Consider the following 23277-nt stretch of genomic DNA (forward strand, 5'->3'; position numbering starts at 1 on the left):
AACGCGCCTTCACGTATGCCTCGCTCAAATTAGGGCGTGCCTCGACCCGAATCCAAGTGCTTGAGCCCATTCATTTTTTATTCTTGCAGCAGCGGTTGTAAGTTTTCGTCAGATAGGTACAATGGCGCCGTTCGCTGCTAGGCGGATGTTGTTATGGTGACCCTATCGGTCCCTCCGCAACGATTACCCGTGAACCTGGTCAGATCCGGAAGGAAGCAGCCACAGCGGGAACATTGTGTGCCGGGGTGTGGCTGGTGGGGTTGCCTCCATAACGCAAGTCCTTGAATTCTCAAGGATTTCTCAGTCAAAAAACTCGAAGTGTGACAGCGTATAGGTTCACCTAAGTGGTGCGCCGGTGGCTGCGATATTATCGAGTCTGCTTCAACTGTTCCACGTCTCACCATGAAATAATTTTTCGCGAAAGCACCTGTATTGTTGTTCGACAAATATGGGGCGGCCGTCCCGATTAGCGCAAGCATAGTAATTTTGTACTGCGTATCACCTCAATCCAATCATGATCTTTGGTTCAGTTGAACTGCGTCATGCCTAGCCCAACCGTTTCAGGCGCCAATGGGCCGTCACTATCTAATGAGCGACCCCCTGCACAGGTACCATTCGTGGATACGCTGGCACACTCTGACCTGGTTGGTTAAGTGGCTAGGGCAACCTTGAAAGGTTCTAGGCTGGAGAAGGTATTGTGTCAGCCTTTTTTTCGTCTAGCTACCGCGATTGGGTTCACGGTTTCTGGCAGTAATTTTGCGCGTCGGGTATGGCCATGACCCATCTTCAAGTGTTTTATACACAGCGTCCCAATTGTGGTAATTTGTGGTACGCCGATTTTAATAAAGCAGGGAGTTGTAATGAAAAAACTGGACCCTTCAAATTTTCCGATTCAAAAAATCGATCATTCAGAGTTACTTGCTAAGATAGCAACTGGTAACGCGGTCTTATTTGTAGGTTCAGGATTTTCAAGTGGGGCAATTAGCTTAGATGGTAGCGAATTTCCTACGGCAGCTTTGTTGGCGGAATCAATTGGTAAATTAGGTTCGTTTGATTCATGTAAGGATTTGCGATACGCCTCAGAAAGGTTTTTGCGTGCCAATGATTCGCAAATACTTATTGATCATCTTGAGTCTACCTTCACAGTCAGGAAAGTGTTGCCTCACCAAGTTTCAATTAGCGGGGCTCCATGGCGCCGTATATATACTACCAACTATGACCTTTGTATCGAGCGTGCTGCGGAAGAAACTGGAAAACTTATAAAGGTCGCTGACTTGGATGACTCTCCAAATGAGATTTTGAAATCAAAAAATCTATGTGTTCATTTGAACGGCTCCTTGAAAAGTCTGACGAAAGATACTTTGAATTCCACGTTTAAGCTTTCTCACTCCTCTTATTTGTCGACAGATTCGTTTACGAGTTCTAAATGGAATTATTCATTTAGACGTGATCTTGAGATGTGCTCGGCGTTGGTTTTTGTTGGTTACTCTTTGTATGATATAGAGATTGAAAAAATACTTTATGAAAACAAAGACTTCTTTGACAAGACGTATTTCGTGACTCGTCCTGAGGTTAATGAAATAAGTCGATTCAAGATCGAACCATTTGGCAGTATTTTGGCAATCGGAGCTGAGGCGTTCGGTGTGCTGTTAGATGAGAAGTTGCCAGCACTTATTTCAGATCAGGTCGATTTAGGCCCGCTTAGTATTCCAAAATATGAGCACACGCAGTCGGATGCAACTGTTCGGGATTCTGATGTTGATCGGTTTTTGATGTATGGTGATATTCAAGATAGAGTTATAGACTCTGCTTTGACAGCTTCCGATAGAACCCCGATTTTAGTAAGGCGCACGTCTCTGAATGAAGCGAAAAATCTTCTAAGGGATAACGGTAATTTACTTGTTGCAGGAGAGATGGGGAACGGAAAGACAATTTTTCTTCGTAGTCTGACCGCCGAACTATCTTTAGATGGTGGCGCTGTATATGTTGTGGAGCAATCAAGTTCTTATAATTTTCATGACCTTGAAAAGATTGCTAAGATCACAGGAGTTGCATATCTTGTGATAGATAGTTATGAGCAGCATATTGACTTGATTCGTCATTTTTATAATCTAAATCCGACGAATGTTAAACTTATACTTGCTGCACGTACCACCATTCATGAAAGAAATCGTCCGAAGTTAGTGGAGATGGGTATTGGTTTTCACGAAATTTATATTGATGAGTTAGATGGGGGGGAGGTTTCTGACTTTATTTCGATTATCGATAACGTGGGGTTCTGGGGGGAGAAGGCATATCTTTCGGAGAAAGGAAAAGAATCATTTGTCGCAGACTCCAATAGACGTCAAATATCTCTTACGCTCCTAACCCTATTGCAAGCACCTCAGATGACGAGTCGCATAGCTGCATTAACAAAGCGACTGTTTACTGATGAGAATATAAAGTCGACAGTGTTCTCTATTTCGCTTTTGGGTTTCTTGGATATGCCGCTTAATTCCAGTCTAATTTCAGAAGTGGCGGGGACCGATGCTATTTTTTCGGTTGAGTTAAGAGATAATCCAGACTTCCTTCAGGTGTTCCGAATCGAAGGTACAAATGTCAAAGCTAAGTCAAGTTTGTTTGCCTTGACATTGATTAAAGATCATTTTGCAGCAGCGTATACTGTAGATAAGTTGATATCAATCGTTACTATCTTAAATGAGACTAGAGGCGACTCTTTTGAGAAAGCGCATCTTTTGAAATCCCTTTTGCGATTTTCGGTTGTTGAACGTTTGTTGTCAGAGACTTTGCGAAAAAACAATCTGGTCAAATATTACGAACAATTGAAGCGAGTTTTAGGTTGGTTGAAAAACGATCCTCATTTCTGGTTGCAGTACGCAATGGCGCTTTTGACATATGACGACTACACTAAGGCTCAAGTGTTACTTGATCAGGCATACGCCCTTGCTTCGAAAAGAGATGGTTATCATACTGTTCAGATCGACACTCAGCAAAGTAGATTGTTTATTAAGCTTTGTTTGGTTAATACTAATGCGGCGGAAGCCTTTAAACTATTCAACGACGCAAATTTGCTGTTGAAAAAAGTGCCGAATGATATACACAAATTTCGACAGGTTGAAAAATACAAGGATGTTTATGAGACGAACTATCGTCATTTTGGTCCTGGTCAGAAAGTGGCTTTCGAGCAGGCCTGTAAAGCTGCTATAGCGGATATCGATATTGCAATTAATGCAGGTAGTATCACGTTTTCAAATGTCCGAACAGTGCAGAACGTCCGATCCAATCTTACCACTGTCGTCGACTTGATTAGCGCCGCTCGATCGGGCTAAGTTTTTGTATGATAGAGCGAATCTGGTTTCGCTCTATCATTATCACTAAATTAAAAAGTATGCGAGTTCTTCAGCCTTCGCTTTTTAATCGCGGAATGCTATTAACTAATTGAATTGTATTTCGATTAAGCTATATAGCAATCACGCTAGTTCTCCATCTGAATGGATCGATTCTCTGCATAACGCCCTTGAATTTCAGGTGCTGTGCGACTGGTGTTGCGTTGTCTGCTGTTCGATGGCTCATCGTGGTGTTGGCATATTCACCGGATGGAAAACGTGTTATGGGATTCACTTAGCCTACTTCAAAGTAGAATTATATGTTCTTCTACACCCTCGTCGGAATGACTTGAGCATTCCAATGACGCTTTACCGTAGCGATGCCTACACCTAACTCACTGGCAACTTGTGTCTGAATTAGGCCCTGCTGCTTCAGTCGCTGTACGTCGTTTCTGGTCTTGACTGCAACAGGACGACCAAGCTGCTTTCCTTCAGCTTTAGCACGTATCAACCCTTGCTGAGTGCGTTCTATCAGCAGGTCACGTTCAAATTCAGCTACGGCGCTCAAAACCTGCATTGTCATCTTGCCTGCCGGACTGGTTAGGTCTACGCCGCCTAATGCTAAGCAATGTACACGAATTCCAATTCCAGCTAGATGTTCAACAGTCTGACGCACATCCATCGCGTTTCGGCCCAAACGGTCCAGTTTGGTCACGATCAGTACGTCACCTGTTTCCATCCGATCTAATAGCTTTTGAAACCCTTGGCGTTCACTGGCAGCGATGCTGCCCGATATGACTTCTTCTATTACCCGGCTTGCCTGTACGTCGAATCCGGATGCTTTCACTTCGTGCACTTGGTTTGCAGTGAACTGAGTGGATGTTGAAACACGGCAGTATAGAAATGTGCGGGACATGGGATGTGCTCACGTATCATTAAACGTGGTATCACTGTAGGTTGGTATCAATAAATCTTCAAGGCTATTTTTTTGATACGGCTATGATTGTTAATTTCACGCATCACCAAACGGTCGTTTTATGATGCTATCGACGCAATTCAGTAATTCCGATAGCAATGGCGTTCGCGTTTGTATCAAGGGCTTCAAGCGCAGCTAGAGCCTTATCGTAGGCATCCCCTCCGCCCTGTGACCTGATCCACACACCCAATTCTTCGATTGAGGCGGCAGTTGCTAACTGGCATTGCCAGAGAAGCGTCAGAACATCTGCAGTGGAGATATTGGCTTCAGACGAGATTGGCATTATCGAAGTCCTTTAAAAAGGCGATGGGGAAAATTCGAATCAGCGACAGGAGTCTTCCTGCTGCCCTGACAGTGGCCACTACAATTGCGAAAACTACCCTGGAATGGACGAGAGGTCTAAGCCGAGATACGAAATGCGACTACTTCTATCGCACATTTAAGAAGTTGGCCAAGCCCCAAACCCAGTGAATTCAATGAAAAAATCTCAGCCGATAGATAAAGACTATCGCCAGAGAGGTTTTCTTGTTTATAAGCAATTGGAATAGTGAGCTCAGTAGTGCCAGATTATCTTCGCTACTCAATATGAGTGAGCGGCTTTAGCTAACTGAAATCGGCACGATGCCCCTTCCGGGGATAGTCGTGCATAAAACCTTCTCATACTGTCCGCCCTCCTTGGACGTGTTGTCCTCAATGGATAATGATGAGTTGTGCCTTGTCGCAAAATCAATTGCAAAGCATCACTATTTCCTGCAATTAAGCCTGACTCCTGACCGCATCGCACATTATGTTCGTACGTGCCACGAATACGAGCTCAAACTTGATCCTGACTCAGAAAAAACCGATCAAGGTCAAATGGCGAGATTGCGCAGTGAGTATTTCTGGAGAGCTAACGTCAACTCGCTCGCCGACTCTCATCGAGAGCATTTGGCCATGCAGAGGCGGGAGCTGGGCGACCCTAAGATGGGGTTGGCACCTTATTGTTCCGATGCAACTTATAGAATGTTCGAGAATCGGCACGAAGCTATCGCTTACAAGTTATCTGAACAGACGGTAGGTTCCTCGCTTGGCCTAGTAAAAACACAATTATACCAGGACTCACAGCGTGGAAAGTTCAACAGGCTTTACTTGAGTGGAAAGAGTATGGTCGCGCTTGCGCAGCAAAGGCAATATGCCTGCGGGCTTATTACGTTGACCTGCCCAGCCAGATATCACCCATCTTCATCTCTGTATGATGGTTCGGGCTTTAAAGATGGACATGAGCATCTCAAAGGTATCTATCGAAAACTATTTAGACATCTTAGTAAAACCTATACGGCTAATGAAAACTATTTTGGAATGAGAGTAGTTGAGGCCCACCTTGACGGGTGTCCCCACTGGCACATCGTCCTTTTTTCAACAGATGAATTCTTCACCAATCTGACGCAAAAGCTAAAGTCAATTTATTTGGCCAGCGACCGCCCGTCCGGTTACTTCGAAAAAAATCAGAAAGATATAATAAAACTATCATCCGCAGGAGAGTTAAATAGCACGCCACTATCATACGTTTATAAACACTTAGCATTTGGGTTTCAACGAATGCAGAATGAGGAGGGAAATCTCGCCTCAAAACGAAACTTGTACGCTATAAGATCAGCAGGAGTCAGGCAGATCCAGCTTATTGGAGCTAATGGCCTAGTGAGCAAATTGCAAGCGCTCAGGAAGGTATCGAGAAGTCTGAGAGACCCCGGGCATCTCAAGGCCATGGCTAGCGGCCTCGTACAAGCTCCTACTACAATAGGTAGACAGATACAGCTATCAAGCGTCGTGAAGCTCTTAGATAACGGGCTGAATCAGCTGGAGCTTATTCGTACATCTACACTGAATCGCTACGGTGAACAAACCTCAAAATTAGTGGCTATTAAGCATAAGCTCGATCTTGTTGCTCACAGCTTAGCGTCGTCGCTTGGGCTGACTTTTCAAGGGGGGGCACTTACAGTTAATGATTTAAATATAGAGGACAATGGTGCCGCTCATGTATCGCCATTTCCCCCGGCACGTCTTGAAAACTATGATTGGAAACTCATAAAAGGGGTGAATGGCAGGTGTTGGGGCATAAAAGATAATATTCCGATTGGACTGCCTCCGTGCTGGTACCTGATTGTTACGCCTATACGCCTACGGTGGCGGCCACCTTGGATATATACCCATGATAGAACCAACCTAACGCTCAGGTAACCAGGGAACTAATTCATGGCCGCCGCCTGGGTAACGTACCTGTCTTTTTGGCGTGGGGCCAAAATACTCACTATCTTCTTTTAAAAGAGCCTCAAGCATTCCTAACATAAGGTCAATTAAAGCCTCCAACACTGTGACGTCCACAATCACAGAGTCTCGATCTACCTCTTCCACAGCATCCATGTAGCGCGCCTCCCAGAGAGCTTGCCATATGTCCTCTGGCAGCGATTCTTTTTGCATTGATATGAGATCACCCTCACGTTGCCGCCCGTGAAATTCGAGCAAAACATCCTGCACAGAGTTCCTAACACCAATTCCATAACGCTCATATGCTACCGATATATCTGATAGCGCTTGTTTTTCACTTTGAAGCATTAGTCTTTCCATAATTCCACCTCTAGAGATTGTCTGGCACAAAAAATAATAAAAAAGCAGTAAAGCAAGCTTCCAAGATCATCGCTCAAAAATCATCCCGCTCTCAAACAACCTAGGGTGCTTTCTTACGAGAACAGATCTATTAGCAATATTGTTCTCCGAGCTATCATCAGGTTCAATTTCTGCCTGCAACGACTCAATGGTTGCAAGAGCTCTACTAAGCTTATTCTCCACGCTTGATAAAGTATTGCGCTCAGAGCCAAGTTCGTCACGCAATGAGCGATTGACAATTCTCAAGTGACCGACAGTCTCGGTGAGCTCTTTAAATTTAGGCCTCACACTTTTTAATATGCCCAAATATTTGCCTGCCTGAAACTGATATCTACCCAGCCGTGCAACCAGGTTGTTTACACCGTTCCTTTGCTCCCTAGCTTCTAACTCAAGCCTGGTATTCTCTTTGGAAAGCTTGGTTATCATTTCCACAAGCCTGCCTAGGACGCTCTTCTGAGCAAAGTTATGCAACACTTCTAATTCAGCCGTCTTGATCGTCTTACGATGGAGGGCGATAGCTTCCGATTTAGCTACCTGTAAGACCTCAGCAGCTTGGCTGCTAGCAGTCGCTGCAAGCTCCTGAGAGGCTGCTAGCGACGCTGCCACCTGCTCTTGGGTGTGCTGCTCTTGCTTCCACGCTGCTCTGCTTAATCGACGCTTCCGTGGGCCAAACCTTGACATACCATTTAGCACACCGACATCCGCACCAAATTCGTCTTGCCAACCGCGCATGGCTTGTCGATAAGCCGCATTTTGCTCACCTTTCGTCCTGCCCTTTAGGGCTGAGACAGCCTTTTTACCGTCATGAATCTGATCAAATCGCTCGCCGGCCAGGGGGACGCAGTAGAAATGAATATGTGGATTGGATTCATCAAGGTGTTCAACTACAGTCTGTAGCCGCTCTCCATACTTTCTATGGAGCCACGATATTGAATCAGCCTTTACTTTTTCCCATGACTTAGGATCTATCTCGGCGGGAGCAGAAATTACTCCTGCTAACAAGCACAAAGCATCTTTTCGTAATTTATGTCCGCGCGCGTCCTTGAGCGTGTCAGCCCAAAAATTACACGCTGACTCAAGCTCGCTCAAAGGGGCACCATATAGGTAGACGGGAGCTTGCGGATTAACGACATGTGGGTAACTTCCAGGGATTCTAGAAGCTTCAGCAACTATCGACTTCACGGAGTGTGAACCTGTTTTGCCGACTTTAGGGGTTACCCTAGAATAGCTATCGATATGTGCAAACTGAAACATCACTGCCCCCTTTTTTTCATTATTCCAAAGGAGCAAGTGTTGATTCAAATCTAAAAGCATAGTGACCGACTATGCTTCTTCCACTTGCTTCGCAAGTTCCAGAAGCGCGGCCTCCTGCGGAGGAAGATCAAGATCAACACCAGGGCGCTGCCCTGTCACCACGCGGCGCTCAAGCGGCCTCGCTGCGCGAAGGACGATTGATCCCCGCCCCCGTCAAGGCCAAAACAGCCGACTGCGCCGAAGGGACGATCCTCTTGCTTGTCTGCGGATGTTATGCAGGGCTACCGCCATGGTGATGCTGGTCGTAAGTGAGCGAGCTAATCACATTGATATAGATGCAAAAAGCCCCAATTTAATGGGGCTTTAATGGAGGATGTCTAAGTTGGGCATCGTGCCTATGCTCCGTGTTACATGCTGTTGCTTTTTGCTAGCTCATTTAGCCAAGACTCCAAGTCTTTAACCAATATGAGTCTACGCTTCCCACTTTTGAAGCTCCTTAAGCTTTTCGAGTTCATGGCGTCATAGATGGCGCTCCTGCTGTGACTGGTCATTGCTGCGGCATCGTCAGGCCCGACTGCTAATTTTTGAATCGCTCCCATTGTCCGCCTATCTTTCTGTGCATCACCTGTCATGGTCGATGCTGGTGCAGGAATCCTAATCAGAGTCAGGGCGGCGCGCAATACTTCTGATGAAAAAAAGTACCGTGGGGTCTTGACAATTTGTCAATTGCTCGGTTTTAGACCTGGTTTAATGGTCAGAGCAGGCCGATGGCACTTGCGAGGTTATCTTTCGAAAGGTGTGCGTAACGTAGTGTCATTTTAATATCTTTGTGCCCTAGCAATTGCCTGACCGTGTTGAGAGGCACCCCACGCATTACTAGGTTTGACGCGAAGGTATGGCGTAGATCGTGCAGCCTGAAGTCTACGATCTTTGAATCTTGAATCACCTTATTGAATGCTGATTTGACATCTGTCAAGCGGCTGCCATCGCGCCCAGGGAACACATAGTTTTCTGGTGCTGGCCCTTCGTTCCAGGCTTTCAGGGTATCGTGAAGCGCGGGGTGTAGCGGAATATGTCGGCTTTTCCCGTTTTTTGTGTCTGTGGCGCTTAGATAGCCATCCGTCAAATACACATCTTTCCATTTGAGATTGAAGAGCTCGCCACGTCGTATACCCGTTTTCAGCAGAGTGATGACCATAGGCTTCAAATGATCAGCAAATGGTGCTTGGTTGAGGTCGGCCAGGAGAGGAATACCACGCTGTATTCTCCATGCGTTTGCCGATGCTCTCTCGATTCTCAGTCTTGACTCCCTGGCGTCAAGCTGAGCATAGAGTCGAGACTCCTCATCGGCGCTCAGGTAGCGGGGGTTCTCGTTTTCGTCAACAGTCAGGTCTCCCATTTTAGCTATGGGGCTTGCCGAGGTGAATGACCACTCGATGGCTCGAGCGAATAGGCCTTTAAGTGCAGTTGTCTTACGGTTGACCGTCGCAGGCTTATTACCCGACCGGAGCCAGCTCGTTCGCAAATCGTCAATCTGTTTATGGGTAATCTTGCTGAGCTCAATATCCATAAGATCTACGAAAGCGCTTTTTAAGGTGCTCAAATCTTTGGCGTGGTTTTTCCTGTGCTGTGTCATCCAAGCTTCATAATGCTCATCAATGAACCGCTTCAGGGTCATCTGGCCCTCATTCGGCTGACTTCTGGGGATGGTGCCGCCGTTTGCCTTCGCGATTTGGATGAGATTAATGGCCGTATTCCGTGCGGCTTCTAGTGTGATGATGCCTACGCGGCCAATCGTCTCCTTACGTTTCCTGGCGTACTCGACCATGTAGGCTTTCTTTCCAGAGGCGTACACCCGGATGAAAAAGCCAGTCGTTCTCGAGTCGTAGACTTCGTAGGTTTTTCCTCTGGTCTCAAGCGTTTTGAGGGTGGTGTTGGATAATTTGATAGCCATGCGGTGCGAGCCCTTCTGTGATTGGCCGTTTATACAGAGGGTTGATCTCGATCTCAAGGGGGCACTAAGGGGGCAAAATAATTGATTTGGCCAAACTCAACCACACATAACCGTACATTAAGTCTATGATATATAAGGATAATGGTTGAATTTCGGGGTTGTGAATACCCCCTCCTAAGGGGAAGGCTGCAGGTTCGAACCCCGCCTGGGACACCATATATTTCAAGGCTTTCAGCACATACCTTCGTATTACACCGCGCTTGGGGTGCAAATTATTACCCGGTCGAGGTCGTAAAGATCTGTTTCCGAAGAGACCTTGTTCTTCGCAAGCAGCACCTGCTTCATCCACGGTTCCAGCTTTTTGATTTTTCTGGCGAGTTCCTCTCTACTTTTTTCACCTGGTGGGTTGTCATAAACGGAGAGTGCGCATCCGGTAAAACCAGCAAATGCTCCAGTGACCAGCTTGTTATCCTGATTTTGTTTGTAAGCGGTATAGCTGGTGTAGGCGGTCATCGCGATAACCACACTAAAAAGAATCGGCAAGCTGATAAGTAATAGCCTCGACAACAGATCGGGATACGCCTTGGCCAACGCCCTCCTGTTCATGAATTTCGTAATCATTTTCCCGTCAACGAGAACCTGGTCCACGGAAAAATCCTGATAGACATTAAACAGCTCTATCTCGATGCTCTCGTTGGGAGGTGTGTCATAAAAGATGATTTCATTGTTCTCACTGTCGTGTTCCCACTTCACAGGAACATTCCTGCGTCCATAGGAAACCTTGGGTCTGAACTTAAAGCTGCCGCTATACAGAACCCGTATTTCAGCCTTCGAAACACCTGAGTAGTTGTACACAACCAACGCTGAGCCGGTGAAGGTGCCATCAATTTCCGCATGCTCATCGTTAATCGCTTCCCAAACCTCCTCGGGAAGAGAAAATCTGTAGGGACCAATGAATTGCCAGCCAACAGCCTCCGGAAGCCTCTCTCCCAGATTAACCATGGCAAGTAACTGATCAAACACGACAAGACCCTCTTGCAGTCGAAAAATATGTTCGATGCTCATCCACAGTGGATTCACGAACTTAAGCCAGCGTTTGTGTTTGTATCGGCGGGATGGGTGAAAATCTTAAAGAGGTACGATAGCGCTAGTTACTCAATGCGGGGGCCGAGCCTTGTGAGTAGCGCTTCGAGCGATGGGAGATGTCACCAACGGAACATGGAAGGGGGCAGGGTGTTTGCTCCCCGTAATGGAATCGCCAGTGATGGGTAACAAAGCGTATTGGGTCAGTCTGGGCGCACTGTCATCATCCCTCGCGCCTGCCTGGTGGGGAGCGTCTGATGAAATCTCGATCCGCGAAAGGTGTTGTTCAATTAGGCCCGCTTATAGTCGCCAACAAAGGCTCCCGTCAGCCACACAAAACACGTGTTTTACGACTGCCTTGATTCTTCTGTTTCCAGGAAATCGCGATGATTAAACGGCCGATTATTAACCCGCTCTTTTTAGCACTCTCCCTGTTGATCAGCGCACCGAGCATGGCAGCAGCGTGGTGCTCGGCGCCACACACCGAGCCGCTTGTGTCGCTGCGCAATGCGCTCAAGAAAAATCTGCTACCCGAATCTCGGGCCGTCGAGCGTGTGCATACCGAGGGCACGTTGCCCCATCAGGGCATTCGGGATCAAAGCATCGAGGCCAGAAAAGACTGGCCCCTGATGCGTGACTTGGCTTTGTTGTGGCAACAGCAGCACCAGCCCGGCGATCTGGCCGCGCTTTCGCGCTTGCTTAACGATTGGGGCACGCGTTACCAGCCCAGTTTTGACCCGATCGATGAGACCGATCTGGACGCTTATATTGATGCTTATGCCATGACCCGCGATGCACTGCCGGTGCCTGTACGTAACACTGCGCAACGGTTTATCCGCCAGCTTGGCGAAGGCTACCTCAGTCGGATGGAGCACGATTTCAAGCCGGGTGATGGCCGCTGGATCAATAACTGGAACTCGCACCGGGTCAAGCTGGTGACGCTGGCGGCGGTGGCATTGGACGACCCGGCACTGTTGGCCCGGGCACGCACGCAATTCATGACGCAGTTGGGGCGCAATCTGCGCAGTGATGGCTCAACCGTGGATGTCGAACAACGCGATGCTCTTCACTACGTGGTGTACGACCTGGAACCGTTAACCCGAGCAGCCTTGGCAGCGCATTTGCGCGGGCAAAACTGGCTTGAACTCAAGGGGCCAACAGGCGTGAGTGTAGCGAATGCACTGGACTGGCTCGCGCCCTACGCGAAAGGCGATAAGACCCACCAGGAGTTTGTGCATTCGAGCGTTAAATTCGATTATCAGCGTCGAGATGCCGGGGAGGCTGGGTTTTCAGGCGTCTGGAATGCCCAGCAAGCCGCCAGCCTCTATGCGATGGCGACACTGCTGGAGCCTAAATATGCCGCCGTGTCCCAGCGCTTGTATCCTGTGGGTGGCTGGATGGCAGCGTGCTGGGGCAAATAGCCAAAGGCCACGACCTCACTGCCTGGCTTTTCAGCCAATCTCATTCAAGCGCGGTATCAACAATTCAGACACCTGCTTGGCTTCTTCGATCAGCGGCCAGCCGGACAGAATCAGTGCTGTGAGCCCGGCCTGTTGATGATAAGCCTCAACGTTCTGCGCAATGGCGTCCGCATCGCCCACCCAGTACGCGGCAGATGAGCCGGTGCCGAAGATGTCGAGCGATGACCAGGCGCTCATGCCCGCAAACAGGCTGTTTTCCAGACGCAAAGACTCCAGCGGCGGAAGCTGGCCCTTGAGAATAGTGTCAACCCACTCCTGGCGCTGCGCATCGGGCGCCCGAAAGCTGGCCAGGGTTTGCTCGCCCTTGCTGCGCCGGGCAACCACATCTTCCAGTTTGCTGCGCAGCAGGTCGACGCCGGTGGTCTCGAACAGGGCGTAGAAGTCTTTTTCAGCCGCTGCGCGGGTCTTGCGCACAGTCACGCTGGCCAGCGCGCCCATGTCGGCAAACTCGCGGCCTTGGCTGTGGGCAGATTCGCGGGCGGCGTCGAATCGTTCTTTGACAGTGGCAATTTCACGCAGCATCAGCAGGTACACGTCGACCACTTTGCCTGCATGGGCGACGCCTGCCGCAGACTCGCCCGTTCCCCACAATGGCACGCCACCCGGCTGGGCAGGTTCTAGGCTGAAGCGGGTGTTGGGAAACAGAGAGGGGTTGCCTGCCAGGTAATGCTGCTGGAATTCGTTCCAGTAATGTTCGGCGCTTTGGTAGCGGTCGTCGTGACCGGCGGTGATGTTGTAGGTTTTGACCCGTTCTTCGCGGCCATTGATGTGGTTGAACAGCAAGCGCCCGCCGCTGAGCTTTTCGAAGGTCAGGGCTTGTTCGGCCAACAGCTTGGGGGATGTCATGCCCGCGTACGCGGCCACCAGAAACCTCATTTTTTGCGTGAAACCCACCACTGCCGTGGCGGACACCAGCGGGTCGTTTGGCCAGGTGGCAACCAGCGCGCCATAGAATCCGCCTTGGTCGATGGTTTCAGCCAGTCGGCGGTAGCGATCAAAATCAACCGGGAAGAAACCCTCTTCCATCCACGGGTAATGACCGTCGGCCATGCTGAGGTACCACAGTGCTTTAATTGCCATCAGTCGTGTTCCTGATTCAAGTGTTCGAAATCGCTGGTGTGGCAGCGAGGTTCATCGGCAGTGCCGGGTCAGCAGACCATTCGCACAGCGAGCCGTCGTAGACGCTGACGCGATGAATGCCCGCAACAGCCAACGCCAGGGCAAAGCCCGCGGCCGTGATGCCGCTGCCGCAGTACAGCACCCATTCAACGTCGGGCCTGGCGGTGAGGGGCTGCAAAAAAGTGTGCAGGGCAGGGCCGCTGATAAACGCGTGGGTGTGCGGGTCAATCAGCTCGACGAAGGGCAGGTTGATGCTGTTCGGGATGTGGCCGGGGCGTGCGTACTTGCTCTCTTCGCCACGAAACACCGGGCGGCGCAACACGTTGACCAACTGCGCGTTGTGCTGCCCGGCCAGCACCTGCTGAACGTAAGCACGATCAACGAAATAACCTGAAGCAGAGACCGCCGTAAAGTCGCCGTAGCGAGCGGGTGCTGGCGCCGTGTGCAGCGGCAAATCGCGGCTGAGCCATGCGCACAACCCGCCCTCCAGCACAAGCGCCTGGGTGTGGCCGAAGCTTTTCAGCAACCACCAGACCCGTGCCGCCCAGATCCCGTTTTCGCGGTCATAAATGACAACCGGGCGTTGGTTAAACACGCCTAACCTGCGCATTGCCGTGCTGAAGGCCAGTGCGTCGGGCCTTGTATAAGGAAAAGGCGCCAACGGGTCAGACAGCGCACTCACCAGATCGGCAAACTGCGCCCCCGGCAGATGGCCTGCATCAAACGGCTCGCGCAGCCCATTGGCACAGGCTTCAAGCACCGTCCAGTGTTCGAGGTGGGCCAACAGCGAATCAATACTGAGTAAAGGGCTGGTCATACACATATCCTGAAAACGGCCAAAAACCCTGTAGGAGCGAGCTTGCCTCGCGATCTTTTGATCGTTAAAAGAGCGCGAGGCAAGCTCGCTTCTACAGGCCGTGTTTAAATCGGCTCGGCCTCAAACCGAGCCTTGGCCGCAATCAAATCCGCATCAACGGCATCCAGCCCGTCTAAAAACGCAGCGGCAAACGACCCCGGGCCTTTAGCCGTGGCTTCGGCCAACTCGGCGGCCAGTGCAAAATGCACATGGGCGGTGGTCAACGCGGTCAGATAATCGCTGGCCACGGCCGTGTAAGCCGCGACCAGTGCGCCCAGCGAGCAACCCGACGCTGTCACCCTCGGCAGCCAGGCACTGCCGCCAGCGATTTTGATCAGCCACGGGCGAGGAGGCGTTGCCCCCTCGGCCACCCAACCCACCACGTGATCAATGACCCCGGAGGCAGAGACCGCAGCGCTGTGCGCCAATAACTGCACGGCCGCCGGAACCGCCTCAGCCGGATCGTTGGACGTATCGAAACCCAGTGCATCGCTGCCCAACCCGGCCAGGCCAATGATTTCGGACGCATTGCCACGAATCACCGCCGGTTTGAATGCCAGCAATTGCGCAGCCACTGCGCCGCGCCACGCCAGACCGCCAGCGCCAATCGGGTCAAGCACCCAAGGCTTGCCGGCTTCATGGGCGGCCGCGACGGCCAGGCGCATGCCTTCAACCTGTGCGGAAGTCGGCGTGCCCAGATTAATCAGCACGGCCCCGGCAATGCGCGCAAAGTCGGCGGCTTCTTCCGGGTTATCGACCATCGCAGGGGCTGCGCCGGCGCTCAGCAACACGTTAGCCATAAAGTTGGCCGAGACCACATTCGTCAAACATTGCACCAGCGGCTTGCTGGCCCGCAGCGCAGCGTGGGTGGCGATCACAGACGCCAGGGTCGGGGCGTGGGGGGCATGGGCGATGTACGTCATAAACACCTTCAGTGATTAGAAAATTAAGTGCAGTGCCTGGCGTGCGGGTTAAAACACGTGGGCCAAACGCAGGTTCAGTTGATAGTCGCGTTCAAACCCTCCTGTGGTGTGAAGCCTACGCAGGACTTTCTTATAATCAAAATCACATTTATCAATAACTATAGTGATATATAAAAGCTTTCTATATACCGCTGGGGTATAAGCATATGTTCGAAAATTTAAAGTGCGCGGCGCGTTGACAGACGTGAAATAAGCTAATTAGTCTTCGCCCAATTAGCGGTGTGACATGCCCCGAATTCAGTTGAGAGGAAGACTGCGTGCCATTGAAAGTTTTATGGTATTTGAGCTTTGCCGACGGCGCTTATCCGTGGTGCCCAGGCGGGTTGTACCCGATTGATTTTGATCGCTATCGCACGTTGGCTCAAACCATTGAACGCGGCGGGTTTTATGGTGCGCACGTGGCAACGTGGCCCAATGACCCTTTTATATCGGCGTCGTTTGCGGCCAGTTATACCCAGCATCTAAAGTTTCTTATTTCTTTTTATTCGCGCATGGTCCCGGCCAAGTTACTGGCACAGCAAGCGCTCACATTCGATCAACTGACCCAGGGCCGTTTATTGTTAAACCTGGTCAATGGTCGCGACAACATCATGCAGGGTTATGGCATTACCACATCGCATGCAGACCGCTACACACTGGGCATTGATTACTGGCGCAAGTTCGCTTTTTCATATGCGCAGGGCAGCAAAACCTATTTTCCGAACACTCCGCTCGACATTCAGCCGCAACAAAAAAACGGTGTGGAACTGTGGGGCACCGGGGATTCAAGCGCTGGAGTGGCTCATGCAGGTGAGTTGGTCAACGTGTATTTGACCATGCTCAGAGAAGTTGACGTGGTGGCCGAAAAGTTTAAAAAAGCCCAGCATGCAGCGCACACAGCGAAGCGGGACTTAAGTGGCTTGGGAACATTGGCCAGTATCGTCATCAGGCCGACTGAAGCCGATGCGCTGGCGCATTTTTATTCAATATTCGAAACCACTGGCGTTGAAGTTCTGAGGGAAAAAATAAATGAATCGATCGTTCGACGCAGTGGCGCAAAGTTTGATTTCTTGAACTTCGTGGCGCCGGACGCCAAGCGTAATACCTGGCTGGCGCGATTGCGTCAGCGACAGTTGCCGACACTCGAAGAGTTGCGTCTGGAGGGCAATGTGTATGCCGGTATCACTGCGTGGTCGACCCTGGATGTATTTGGTACAGGCTCTTCGTCTGCGTATATCGTCGGAGCGCCTGACAGCATCGTGAGCACCTTGAACACCTACCAGCAAAAAGCTGGGCTCAGCGTGTTGAGCCTTTCCGGGTGGCCCTTGCAAGAAGAGGCCGAACACGTGGCTGAGTTGCTGCTGCCTCGGCTCGCTTAAACCTGTAGCAGTTGCCGAGTTCCGCGAGGCTACGTCCGATTGCGGAGCGATCGTAAATCCAGAGAAACCGATTTACCTGAAGAACCGCAATAGCCCTTTTACGACGGCTGCGCCGCCGGACGTAGCCTCGCGGAACTCGGCAACTGCTACGAGGAATGGGTTTAACACCCCATGCAAGTCGGCCTCAATAAACCTGAGGCACGATCAGTTCCGGTGGCGTCGGGCTGCGTGAGTAGTCTTGCTGGCGCACGCGTTCTGGCAGCTCGATGGTCGGTATTTCCACGTCTTCGTAAGGCATTTGGTCGAGCAAGTGGCGGATGCAATTGAGGCGAGCTTTCTTTTTGTCGTCGGCTTGCACCACCCACCACGGTGCCTCGGCGATGTGGGTGCGTTCGAGCATAATTTCCTTGGCCTTGGTGTAAGCCTCCCAGCGCCGCCGCGACTCCAGGTCCATGGGGCTGAGCTTCCACTGCTTGAGCGGATCGTGGATGCGACTCAGAAAGCGCGTGTGCTGTTCTTCGTCCGAAATCGAGAACCAATACTTGATGAGTTGAATGCCCGAACGGGCGAGCATCCGCTCAAACTCGGGCACCGAGCGGAAGAACTCTTCGTATTGATAGGCGTTGCAAAAGCCCATGACTTGCTCGACGCCTGCTCGGTTGTACCAACTGCGGTCGAACAGCACGATCTCACCCGCGGCGGGCAAATGTGAGACATAACGCTGGAAGTACCATTGACTGCGTTCGCGGTCGTTGGGGGCGGGCAGGGCCGCAACGCGACAGATACGCGGATTGAGGCGTTGCGTGATGCGCTTGATCACGCCGCCTTTGCCCGCCGCATCGCGGCCTTCAAACAGAATCACCACTTTGTGGCCGGTCTTGGCCACCCAGCTTTGCAGCTTTACCAGCTCTCCCTGCAGGCGAAACAACTCGCGGAAATAGTGGCGGCGGGCATCCTTTTCGCTGCCATCCTGAACGTGCTCATCGAGCAGCGCGTTCAAGTCATGCCCGTCTTCCGATAATTCCAGCTCCAGCTCTTCGTCGCTGTAATCCAGCAAATCGCGATGGATACCCTGCATCAGGCTGTCATGAGTAGAAAGCATGTCGGCTAACTCGCTTGGTGGGGTGACGCCACGATGCTAGTCGCCATTTATGACCAAGTAGTGACCTGCACCAGTCCGGCTCCCACAACGATAAAGCTTTCTGCCTACACGCACTCCAGACCCAGCTGACTTCGGTTGCTTTTTTATGCCGATAACGTGCGGCGCTCTCCCACAGGAAAGCGCCATATGGCCGGTCAGAAAGGCGTCACCCAAACACTGCGGCGTATCGGCGGCGATGGCGGCCAAGGGGGGTCGTATTTCGACGACATGACCCCCGCCGAGCTCAAAGAGCGCCAAGACCTGCAAACAAAGTACGAGGCCATGCTGGCGCGACAAGAGGCCTACATGGAACGCCGTCGAGCGGATTTCGCGGCGCAGGAACGCCTTGATGCCGAGCGCCGGGGTTGCGTATTTATCAAGTCCTGCAAGCTGCCCGACGCCGTCATCAACTACAACGACCCCGCAGGCTTTGTGCCCGTTGACAGCCTGAGTGATTACGGTACCTTCGCGATTTTGGGAGCCCGCCAGGCAGACAGTTCCGGGTTAGTGCCACTGGAGCTCATTAGTGGCGCAGTCCCTGCGGGTGTGGGCAGTTTGGCTTTGGGCGGCGCGGCCACTGGCGCGACCACCACCGGAGTCGCCGCAACCACCGGCACAACAATGATTGCCAGCGGTTTGTTAGGTTTTCTTGCCTTGTTGTGGCCGTCTTCACTGGGCGACAGCGCGTTGTACACCGAAGAGCAACTGCGCTCACTCAAACAAGCCCGCACCCGCATGCGCTTGTACGTTGAGCCGCAGGCAGATGGTTCGCTCAAAGGGTACGGCTTCTACACCGGCTCAAAACCCGAATGGGAAATGATCGATGTCATCCAGTTCAGCCAGCGCGGGTCACAACAAGTGGCTGACTTTGGTGACGGCGTCGAATTGATCTGGACGCCAGCGATTGACCCAACAGACACCCTCGGTATTCCACCGTTAAAAGGCGCGCCACACACACCGCATATCTGGATCTTCCCACCGACCAAAAACGCCGACGCGATCATCGTCAACCCGATCTACCCGCCGGATTACAAGGACTTCATTCTTGTGTTCCCGGCTGATTCGGGGGTGTTGCCGCTTTATATTGTGTTGAATGTGCCGCGAAAGGGGGTTACTGAGCGCGGTCACTCGTATCATTCACCCCCTGAAACTGAAGAGATCGTTGCTTTTCCAGGTATTAAGAGTATTCCGGGTAAAACTCCTCGAGAAGGAGGAGGAAGCTATCGTAGACGTTGGATAGATGAAAAAGGTCGACGAATCTATGAATGGGATTCTCAACATGGAGAACTTGAGGTCTACCGCGCAAGCGATGGAAGCCATTTGGGGTCATACGATCCAATAACGGGGGAGCAAAATGATCTTCCTAAGAAAAATAGAAATATCAAAAAATACCTGTGAGGTTTGTGATGGGGTTAAAAGTTAGATTGGCTTGGTATAACAAAAGCACCGAGTTAGGGGAGGGGAAAGAGTTGTCTCAAGACTTTGGGGATGATGTCGCCGTCCTAATACACCTGAAACTCTCAACTGAGCACGATATTAATAATGGGGAGTTTAATGTAAAAAATGACTGGCTCACTATTTTGCAACCCCTATTTATGCATCGCATCAATCTAGATGCTTTTGATTATCAAGTTTCTTTTAATTATAAAAAATAATGCCTGACGTAGTGCGTGATAAAAGGGGGCACATGGGTGAATATAATCACGTCACAGGTGAGCAGAATAAACCTGCAGATCCAATCAGGAGGATTGAGCCATGATTCACACAATTTCTGCCTTTGATAAAACGACAGAGCTTATGGTTTTTGAAATTGAGATTCCTCAGCAAAACCACCCAAAGCTCAAATCAATCATGGGGTGGACAGAGCTTGAAGATGAAATATTCGGATATGACCTGAGTTCTGAGAATATTCAGCTACTTGAAGAACTCCTCGGTCAGAGAATTTATGATCAGCGCTATGTCTTTCAGCTCAGCAGCTATGCCTAGTTATTGAGGGGGTAGACGACATTACCTAACTTGATAGCGATGAGCACCCCCCTCTCAGGCGCTGGCAGACCCCGCGCCTGCTACTGCGTAATGACTTACCCTAACAACCCACGCCCCGCCAGGTTTTTGATCAATGCACTCACGCCAAACGTCCAGCGTGGCGCCTGATCGCTGCCCGTTACGCGGTTGTGCAGGGCGCCCAGGGTGGTGGACGAGATGCTCACCACATCCCCAGCTTTGTGGGTAAACCCCTGGCCCGGATGGTCGCGGTCGTCGGTTGGTGCAAACAGGGTACCGAGGAACAGCACAAAGCCGTCCGGGTATTGGTGGTTTTCGTTTAGCGTTTGTTCGGCAAGGTCGGCCGGGTCGCGGCTGATTTGGTTCATCGAGCTTTTGCCGTTGAGTACGTAGCCGTCTTGCCCTTCAACGCGCAGGGTCACTTCGCAGTTGCGTACGTCGTCGAGGCTGAAGTGTTCGTCGAACAGGCGGATAAACGGCCCGAGCGCGCAGGAGGCGTTGTTGTCTTTGGCCTTGCTCAGCAGCAGCGCGCTGCGGCCTTCGAAGTCGCGCAGGTTGACGTCGTTGCCCAGTGTCGCGCCGTGAATGCGGCCACGGCTGTCGACGGCCAGCACCACTTCTGGCTCTGGGTTGTTCCAGCTGGAACCCGGATGGATGCCAATCGCGTTGCCGCTGCCCACGGCGGCCAGAATCGGCGCCTTGGTGAAGATTTCAGCGTCCGGGCCGATGCCGACTTCCAGGTATTGCGACCACATGTTTTGCTCGATCAGCACCTGTTTGAGGCACATTGCTTCTGGCGAGCCGGGCTTGAGGTCGCGCAGGTTGTCTCCGATGGCTGCGTGCACCAGGCCGCGTATTTCTTCGGCACGCAGGGCATCGCCGCCCGCTTTTTCTTCGATGACGCGTTCGATCATGCTCGACGCAAACGTCACGCCTGCGGCTTTGATCACTTGCAGGTCGGCAGGCGCCAGAAGGTAAGGTTTGGCCGGGTCGCGCTGTTCGCCGCTGTTGGCCAGCAGGTCCTGGATTGAACCCAGCGAGGTGCCGCTGATTTCACGCACGGCCTGTAATGGCTGGTCGTGGTCCAGCAGCAGGCTTAGGGTCGGGAAATGAGCCGTGCAGTCGAGCACTTCACCGTCACGAATCACCACCACCGCCGGGCCGCCGCGCTCGCCGGGCAGCCACACACGACCGACCAGCGTGGCGCGTTGCCAGTCATGTGGCAGGGAGTTTTCAATGTTCAATTGCAGCGTTTTCATAGGAGCAATCCTTAAAATTTGCGCGAACGAACCCGTAGGAGCGAGGGTCAGTGAGAGTGGCGGGGCGGGCCGTTTTCCGGGATCACGCGCCAGTACAAGGTTGCCGGTTCCAGGCAGCCGCCCGTGGACAACTGGCCCACCAATTGGCGGTACAGCTCCTGCCACGGGGTTTGTGAAGGCGCCAATGGTGGCAAGGGTTCTTTGCGGCGCTCGTCGAGTTCGGCTTCGTCCACCAGCAGGTTGACGCTGCGCGCATTCAGGTCGACGCGCAGGCGGTCGCCGGTGCGCAGCAATGACAAACCGCCGCCCACCGCCGATTCAGGCGACATGTTGAGGATCGACGGGCTGGCCGAGGTGCCGCTCTGGCGACCGTCGCCCATGCACGGCAGTGAGTCGATACCGGCCTTGATCAAGTTGGAAGGCGGGGCCATGTTCACCACCTCGCCACTGCCGGGGAAGCCCACGGTGCCGCAGCCACGAATCACCAGAATGCAGCGCTCGTCGATGTCCAGCGTCGGGTCGTTGATGCGCGCCTGATAGTCTTCCGGGCCTTCGAACACAATGGCCCGCGCTTCAAAGCTGTTGGGTTGCTCCGGGTCGCTGAGGTAGGTTTTGCGGAAGGCTTCGCCCACCACCGACATCTTCATGATCGCGCTGTCGAAGAAGTTGCCGCTGAGCACGATAAAGCCCGCTCGGTGCATCAGCGGGTCTTCGTAGGAGCGGATCACGTCGCGGTCGCCGGTCACGCAGTCGGCCACGACTTCGCCCATTTTGCGACCACTCACGGTCAGGCAATCGCGGTGCAGCAGGCCGACTTTGTCCAGTTCGTGCATCACCGCCGGGACGCCGCCTGCGCGGTGGAAGCTTTCGCCCAGGTATTCCCCGGCAGGCATGCAGTTCACCAGCAGTGGCACGTCTTCACCCACGCGCTGCCAGTCTTCCAGCGACAGCTCGATGCCGCTGTGACGGGCGATGGCGATCAGGTGCGGCGGACAGTTGGTGGATGCGCCGAGTGCCGAGGCCACGGCGATGGCGTTTTCAAAGGCGGCGTGGGTCATGATGTGCGAGGGGCGTACGTCCTCGCGCACCAGATCAACGATGCGCATGCCGGTGGCATAGGCCATTTGCCCGCGCTCACGATACGGCGCCGGAATGCTCGCGCAGCCAGGCAGTGACATGCCCAGCGCCTCGGCCAGCGCGTTCATCGACAGCGCGGTGCCCATGGTGTTGCAGTGCCCCACCGACGGCGACGACGCGGTGGTCAGGGTCATAAACCCTTCGTAATCGATCTCGCCCGCACTGAGCAGGTTGCGCGCATGCCACAGCACGGTACCGGAGCCGATACGCTGGCCTTTGTGCCAGCCATCGAGCATCGGCCCGCCGGACAGCACGATAGACGGCAAGTCAGTCGTGGCGGCAGCCATCAGGCACGCCGGGGTGGTTTTGTCGCAGCCGGTGGTCAATACCACGCCATCCAGCGGGTAGCCGTGCAGCACTTCCACCAAGCCTAAATAGGCCAGGTTGCGGTCCAGTGCGGCGGTCGGGCGGCGCGACTGCTCGGCAATCGGGTGCACCGGGAACTCCATCGGAATCCCGCCCGCATCGCGAATGCCATCCTTGACCCGCTTGGCCAGTTCAATGTGATGGCGGTTGCAGGGCGTCAGGTCGCTGCCGGTCTGGGCGATCCCTATAATCGGTCGTCCCGATTGCAGCTCGGCACGGGTCAGGCCCTGGTTCATGTAACGCTCTACATACAGCGCCGTGAGGTCAGCATGGCTGGGATCGTCGAACCATAACTGGCTGCGCAGGCGGCGTGGGGTTGAATCGGTCATGGCAGGCT

General features: G+C 52.3%; 20 protein-coding genes and 1 other RNA gene. 8 read left to right on the forward strand and 13 right to left on the reverse strand.

What is annotated here, in order from left to right:
- Positions 1 to 163 precede the first annotated feature (163 nt).
- Positions 164 to 260: signal recognition particle sRNA small type (gene ffs, locus RHM56_RS06275), an RNA gene on the forward strand.
- 600 nt (positions 261 to 860) lie between these two features.
- Positions 861 to 3329 carry an SIR2 family protein gene (locus RHM56_RS06280; RefSeq protein WP_322239617.1) on the forward strand — a complete coding sequence of 823 codons (2469 nt, stop codon included), beginning with the start codon at positions 861 to 863 and terminating at the stop codon, positions 3327 to 3329.
- A 325-nt stretch (positions 3330 to 3654) separates the two neighbouring features.
- On the opposite strand, the gene RHM56_RS06285 is transcribed toward RHM56_RS06280, so the two are convergent.
- Both RHM56_RS06285 and RHM56_RS06290 read right to left on the reverse strand, forming a co-directional pair.
- A complete protein-coding gene (locus RHM56_RS06285) occupies positions 3655 to 4242 on the reverse strand; it encodes a recombinase family protein (protein ID WP_322239619.1) in 588 nt (195 codons plus the stop codon).
- Between the two features lie 127 nt (positions 4243 to 4369).
- On the reverse strand, positions 4370 to 4585 hold the full coding sequence (locus tag RHM56_RS06290) for a hypothetical protein (RefSeq protein WP_322239621.1): 216 nt from the start codon (positions 4583 to 4585) through the stop codon (positions 4370 to 4372).
- A gap of 410 nt (positions 4586 to 4995) precedes the next feature.
- Here RHM56_RS06290 and RHM56_RS06295 point away from each other — a divergent pair, with 410 nt between their 5' ends.
- On the forward strand, positions 4996 to 6519 hold the full coding sequence (locus RHM56_RS06295; RefSeq protein WP_322239623.1) for a replication endonuclease: 1524 nt from the start codon (positions 4996 to 4998) through the stop codon (positions 6517 to 6519).
- On the opposite strand, the gene RHM56_RS06300 is transcribed toward RHM56_RS06295, so the two are convergent.
- From RHM56_RS06300 to RHM56_RS06320, 5 genes are all read right to left on the reverse strand, one after another.
- Positions 6505 to 6894: a hypothetical protein gene (locus RHM56_RS06300; RefSeq protein WP_322239625.1), complete on the reverse strand. Its 390-nt coding sequence runs from the start codon at positions 6892 to 6894 to the stop codon at positions 6505 to 6507. The genes RHM56_RS06295 and RHM56_RS06300 overlap by 15 nt on opposite strands.
- 78 nt (positions 6895 to 6972) lie before the next feature.
- Entirely contained in the window at positions 6973 to 8259 is a 1287-nt protein-coding gene (locus RHM56_RS06305; protein WP_322239627.1) for a plasmid recombination protein, read from the reverse strand.
- Between the two features lie 347 nt (positions 8260 to 8606).
- On the reverse strand, positions 8607 to 8831 hold the full coding sequence (locus RHM56_RS06310) for a helix-turn-helix domain-containing protein (protein WP_322239629.1): 225 nt from the start codon (positions 8829 to 8831) through the stop codon (positions 8607 to 8609).
- Between the two features lie 122 nt (positions 8832 to 8953).
- The gene (locus RHM56_RS06315; RefSeq protein WP_322239631.1) at positions 8954 to 10153 is read right to left on the reverse strand and encodes a site-specific integrase; all 1200 of its coding nucleotides are present in this window, start codon (positions 10151 to 10153) and stop codon (positions 8954 to 8956) included.
- Between the two features lie 249 nt (positions 10154 to 10402).
- Positions 10403 to 11233, reverse strand: a complete 831-nt coding sequence (locus RHM56_RS06320) for a hypothetical protein (RefSeq protein WP_322239633.1) — start codon at positions 11231 to 11233, stop codon at positions 10403 to 10405.
- Positions 11234 to 11622: 389 nt separating this feature from the next.
- On the opposite strand from RHM56_RS06320, the gene RHM56_RS06325 reads away from it, so the two are divergent.
- Entirely contained in the window at positions 11623 to 12657 is a 1035-nt protein-coding gene (locus tag RHM56_RS06325; protein WP_322239635.1) for an alginate lyase family protein, read from the forward strand.
- Between the two features lie 30 nt (positions 12658 to 12687).
- On the opposite strand, the gene RHM56_RS06330 is transcribed toward RHM56_RS06325, so the two are convergent.
- The 3 genes from RHM56_RS06330 to thiM form a co-directional block, all read right to left on the reverse strand.
- On the reverse strand, positions 12688 to 13797 hold the full coding sequence (locus RHM56_RS06330) for an LLM class flavin-dependent oxidoreductase (protein ID WP_322239637.1): 1110 nt from the start codon (positions 13795 to 13797) through the stop codon (positions 12688 to 12690).
- Between the two features lie 16 nt (positions 13798 to 13813).
- Positions 13814 to 14653 (reverse strand): sulfurtransferase, encoded by an 840-nt coding sequence (locus RHM56_RS06335; protein ID WP_322239638.1) that lies wholly within the window; start codon positions 14651 to 14653, stop codon positions 13814 to 13816.
- A gap of 104 nt (positions 14654 to 14757) precedes the next feature.
- Entirely contained in the window at positions 14758 to 15615 is an 858-nt protein-coding gene (thiM, locus tag RHM56_RS06340) for a hydroxyethylthiazole kinase (RefSeq protein WP_322239640.1), read from the reverse strand.
- A 317-nt stretch (positions 15616 to 15932) separates the two neighbouring features.
- Between thiM and RHM56_RS06345 the strand changes: the two genes are divergently transcribed.
- Entirely contained in the window at positions 15933 to 17033 is a 1101-nt protein-coding gene (locus RHM56_RS06345) for an LLM class flavin-dependent oxidoreductase (RefSeq protein ID WP_322239642.1), read from the forward strand.
- Positions 17034 to 17217: 184 nt separating this feature from the next.
- On the opposite strand, the gene ppk2 is transcribed toward RHM56_RS06345, so the two are convergent.
- The gene (ppk2, locus tag RHM56_RS06350) at positions 17218 to 18135 is read right to left on the reverse strand and encodes a polyphosphate kinase 2 (protein WP_322239644.1); all 918 of its coding nucleotides are present in this window, start codon (positions 18133 to 18135) and stop codon (positions 17218 to 17220) included.
- Positions 18136 to 18321: 186 nt separating this feature from the next.
- Here ppk2 and RHM56_RS06355 point away from each other — a divergent pair, with 186 nt between their 5' ends.
- The 3 genes from RHM56_RS06355 to RHM56_RS06365 all read left to right on the forward strand — a co-directional run bounded on the left by RHM56_RS06355 (position 18322) and on the right by RHM56_RS06365 (position 20160).
- On the forward strand, positions 18322 to 19572 hold the full coding sequence (locus RHM56_RS06355; protein ID WP_416194904.1) for a colicin E3/pyocin S6 family cytotoxin: 1251 nt from the start codon (positions 18322 to 18324) through the stop codon (positions 19570 to 19572).
- A gap of 8 nt (positions 19573 to 19580) precedes the next feature.
- Positions 19581 to 19829: a colicin E3-like toxin immunity protein gene (locus RHM56_RS06360; RefSeq protein WP_322239646.1), complete on the forward strand. Its 249-nt coding sequence runs from the start codon at positions 19581 to 19583 to the stop codon at positions 19827 to 19829.
- A gap of 100 nt (positions 19830 to 19929) precedes the next feature.
- Positions 19930 to 20160 (forward strand): hypothetical protein, encoded by a 231-nt coding sequence (locus RHM56_RS06365; protein ID WP_322239648.1) that lies wholly within the window; start codon positions 19930 to 19932, stop codon positions 20158 to 20160.
- A 95-nt stretch (positions 20161 to 20255) separates the two neighbouring features.
- On the opposite strand, the gene RHM56_RS06370 is transcribed toward RHM56_RS06365, so the two are convergent.
- Complete coding sequence (locus RHM56_RS06370) at positions 20256 to 21437, reverse strand: fumarylacetoacetate hydrolase family protein (RefSeq protein WP_322239650.1); 1182 nt, start codon at positions 21435 to 21437, stop codon at positions 20256 to 20258.
- A gap of 47 nt (positions 21438 to 21484) precedes the next feature.
- The gene (locus tag RHM56_RS06375; RefSeq protein WP_322239652.1) at positions 21485 to 23269 is read right to left on the reverse strand and encodes an IlvD/Edd family dehydratase; all 1785 of its coding nucleotides are present in this window, start codon (positions 23267 to 23269) and stop codon (positions 21485 to 21487) included.
- Positions 23270 to 23277: the final 8 nt, after the last annotated feature.

This window comes from Pseudomonas sp. CCC3.1 (genome assembly GCF_034347405.1).
Taxonomy (GTDB): Bacteria; Pseudomonadota; Gammaproteobacteria; order Pseudomonadales; family Pseudomonadaceae; genus Aquipseudomonas.

Coding starts and splice junctions, on each gene's coding strand:
- RHM56_RS06355 (WP_416194904.1), top strand. CDS start 18,322: ATGGCCGGTCAGAAAGGCGTCACCCAAACACTGCGGCGTATCGGCGGC.
- RHM56_RS06330 (WP_322239637.1), bottom strand. CDS start 13,797: ATGGCAATTAAAGCACTGTGGTACCTCAGCATGGCCGACGGTCATTAC.
- RHM56_RS06315 (WP_322239631.1), bottom strand. CDS start 10,153: ATGGCTATCAAATTATCCAACACCACCCTCAAAACGCTTGAGACCAGA.
- RHM56_RS06290 (WP_322239621.1), bottom strand. CDS start 4,585: ATGCCAATCTCGTCTGAAGCCAATATCTCCACTGCAGATGTTCTGACG.
- RHM56_RS06365 (WP_322239648.1), top strand. CDS start 19,930: ATGATTCACACAATTTCTGCCTTTGATAAAACGACAGAGCTTATGGTT.
- thiM (WP_322239640.1), bottom strand. CDS start 15,615: ATGACGTACATCGCCCATGCCCCCCACGCCCCGACCCTGGCGTCTGTG.
- RHM56_RS06310 (WP_322239629.1), bottom strand. CDS start 8,831: ATGACAGGTGATGCACAGAAAGATAGGCGGACAATGGGAGCGATTCAA.
- RHM56_RS06370 (WP_322239650.1), bottom strand. CDS start 21,437: ATGAAAACGCTGCAATTGAACATTGAAAACTCCCTGCCACATGACTGG.
- RHM56_RS06295 (WP_322239623.1), top strand. CDS start 4,996: ATGGATAATGATGAGTTGTGCCTTGTCGCAAAATCAATTGCAAAGCAT.
- RHM56_RS06280 (WP_322239617.1), top strand. CDS start 861: ATGAAAAAACTGGACCCTTCAAATTTTCCGATTCAAAAAATCGATCAT.
- ppk2 (WP_322239644.1), bottom strand. CDS start 18,135: ATGCTTTCTACTCATGACAGCCTGATGCAGGGTATCCATCGCGATTTG.
- RHM56_RS06375 (WP_322239652.1), bottom strand. CDS start 23,269: ATGACCGATTCAACCCCACGCCGCCTGCGCAGCCAGTTATGGTTCGAC.
- RHM56_RS06325 (WP_322239635.1), top strand. CDS start 11,623: ATGATTAAACGGCCGATTATTAACCCGCTCTTTTTAGCACTCTCCCTG.
- RHM56_RS06335 (WP_322239638.1), bottom strand. CDS start 14,653: ATGACCAGCCCTTTACTCAGTATTGATTCGCTGTTGGCCCACCTCGAA.
- RHM56_RS06285 (WP_322239619.1), bottom strand. CDS start 4,242: ATGTCCCGCACATTTCTATACTGCCGTGTTTCAACATCCACTCAGTTC.
- RHM56_RS06300 (WP_322239625.1), bottom strand. CDS start 6,894: ATGCTTCAAAGTGAAAAACAAGCGCTATCAGATATATCGGTAGCATAT.
- RHM56_RS06360 (WP_322239646.1), top strand. CDS start 19,581: ATGGGGTTAAAAGTTAGATTGGCTTGGTATAACAAAAGCACCGAGTTA.
- RHM56_RS06305 (WP_322239627.1), bottom strand. CDS start 8,259: ATGCTTTTAGATTTGAATCAACACTTGCTCCTTTGGAATAATGAAAAA.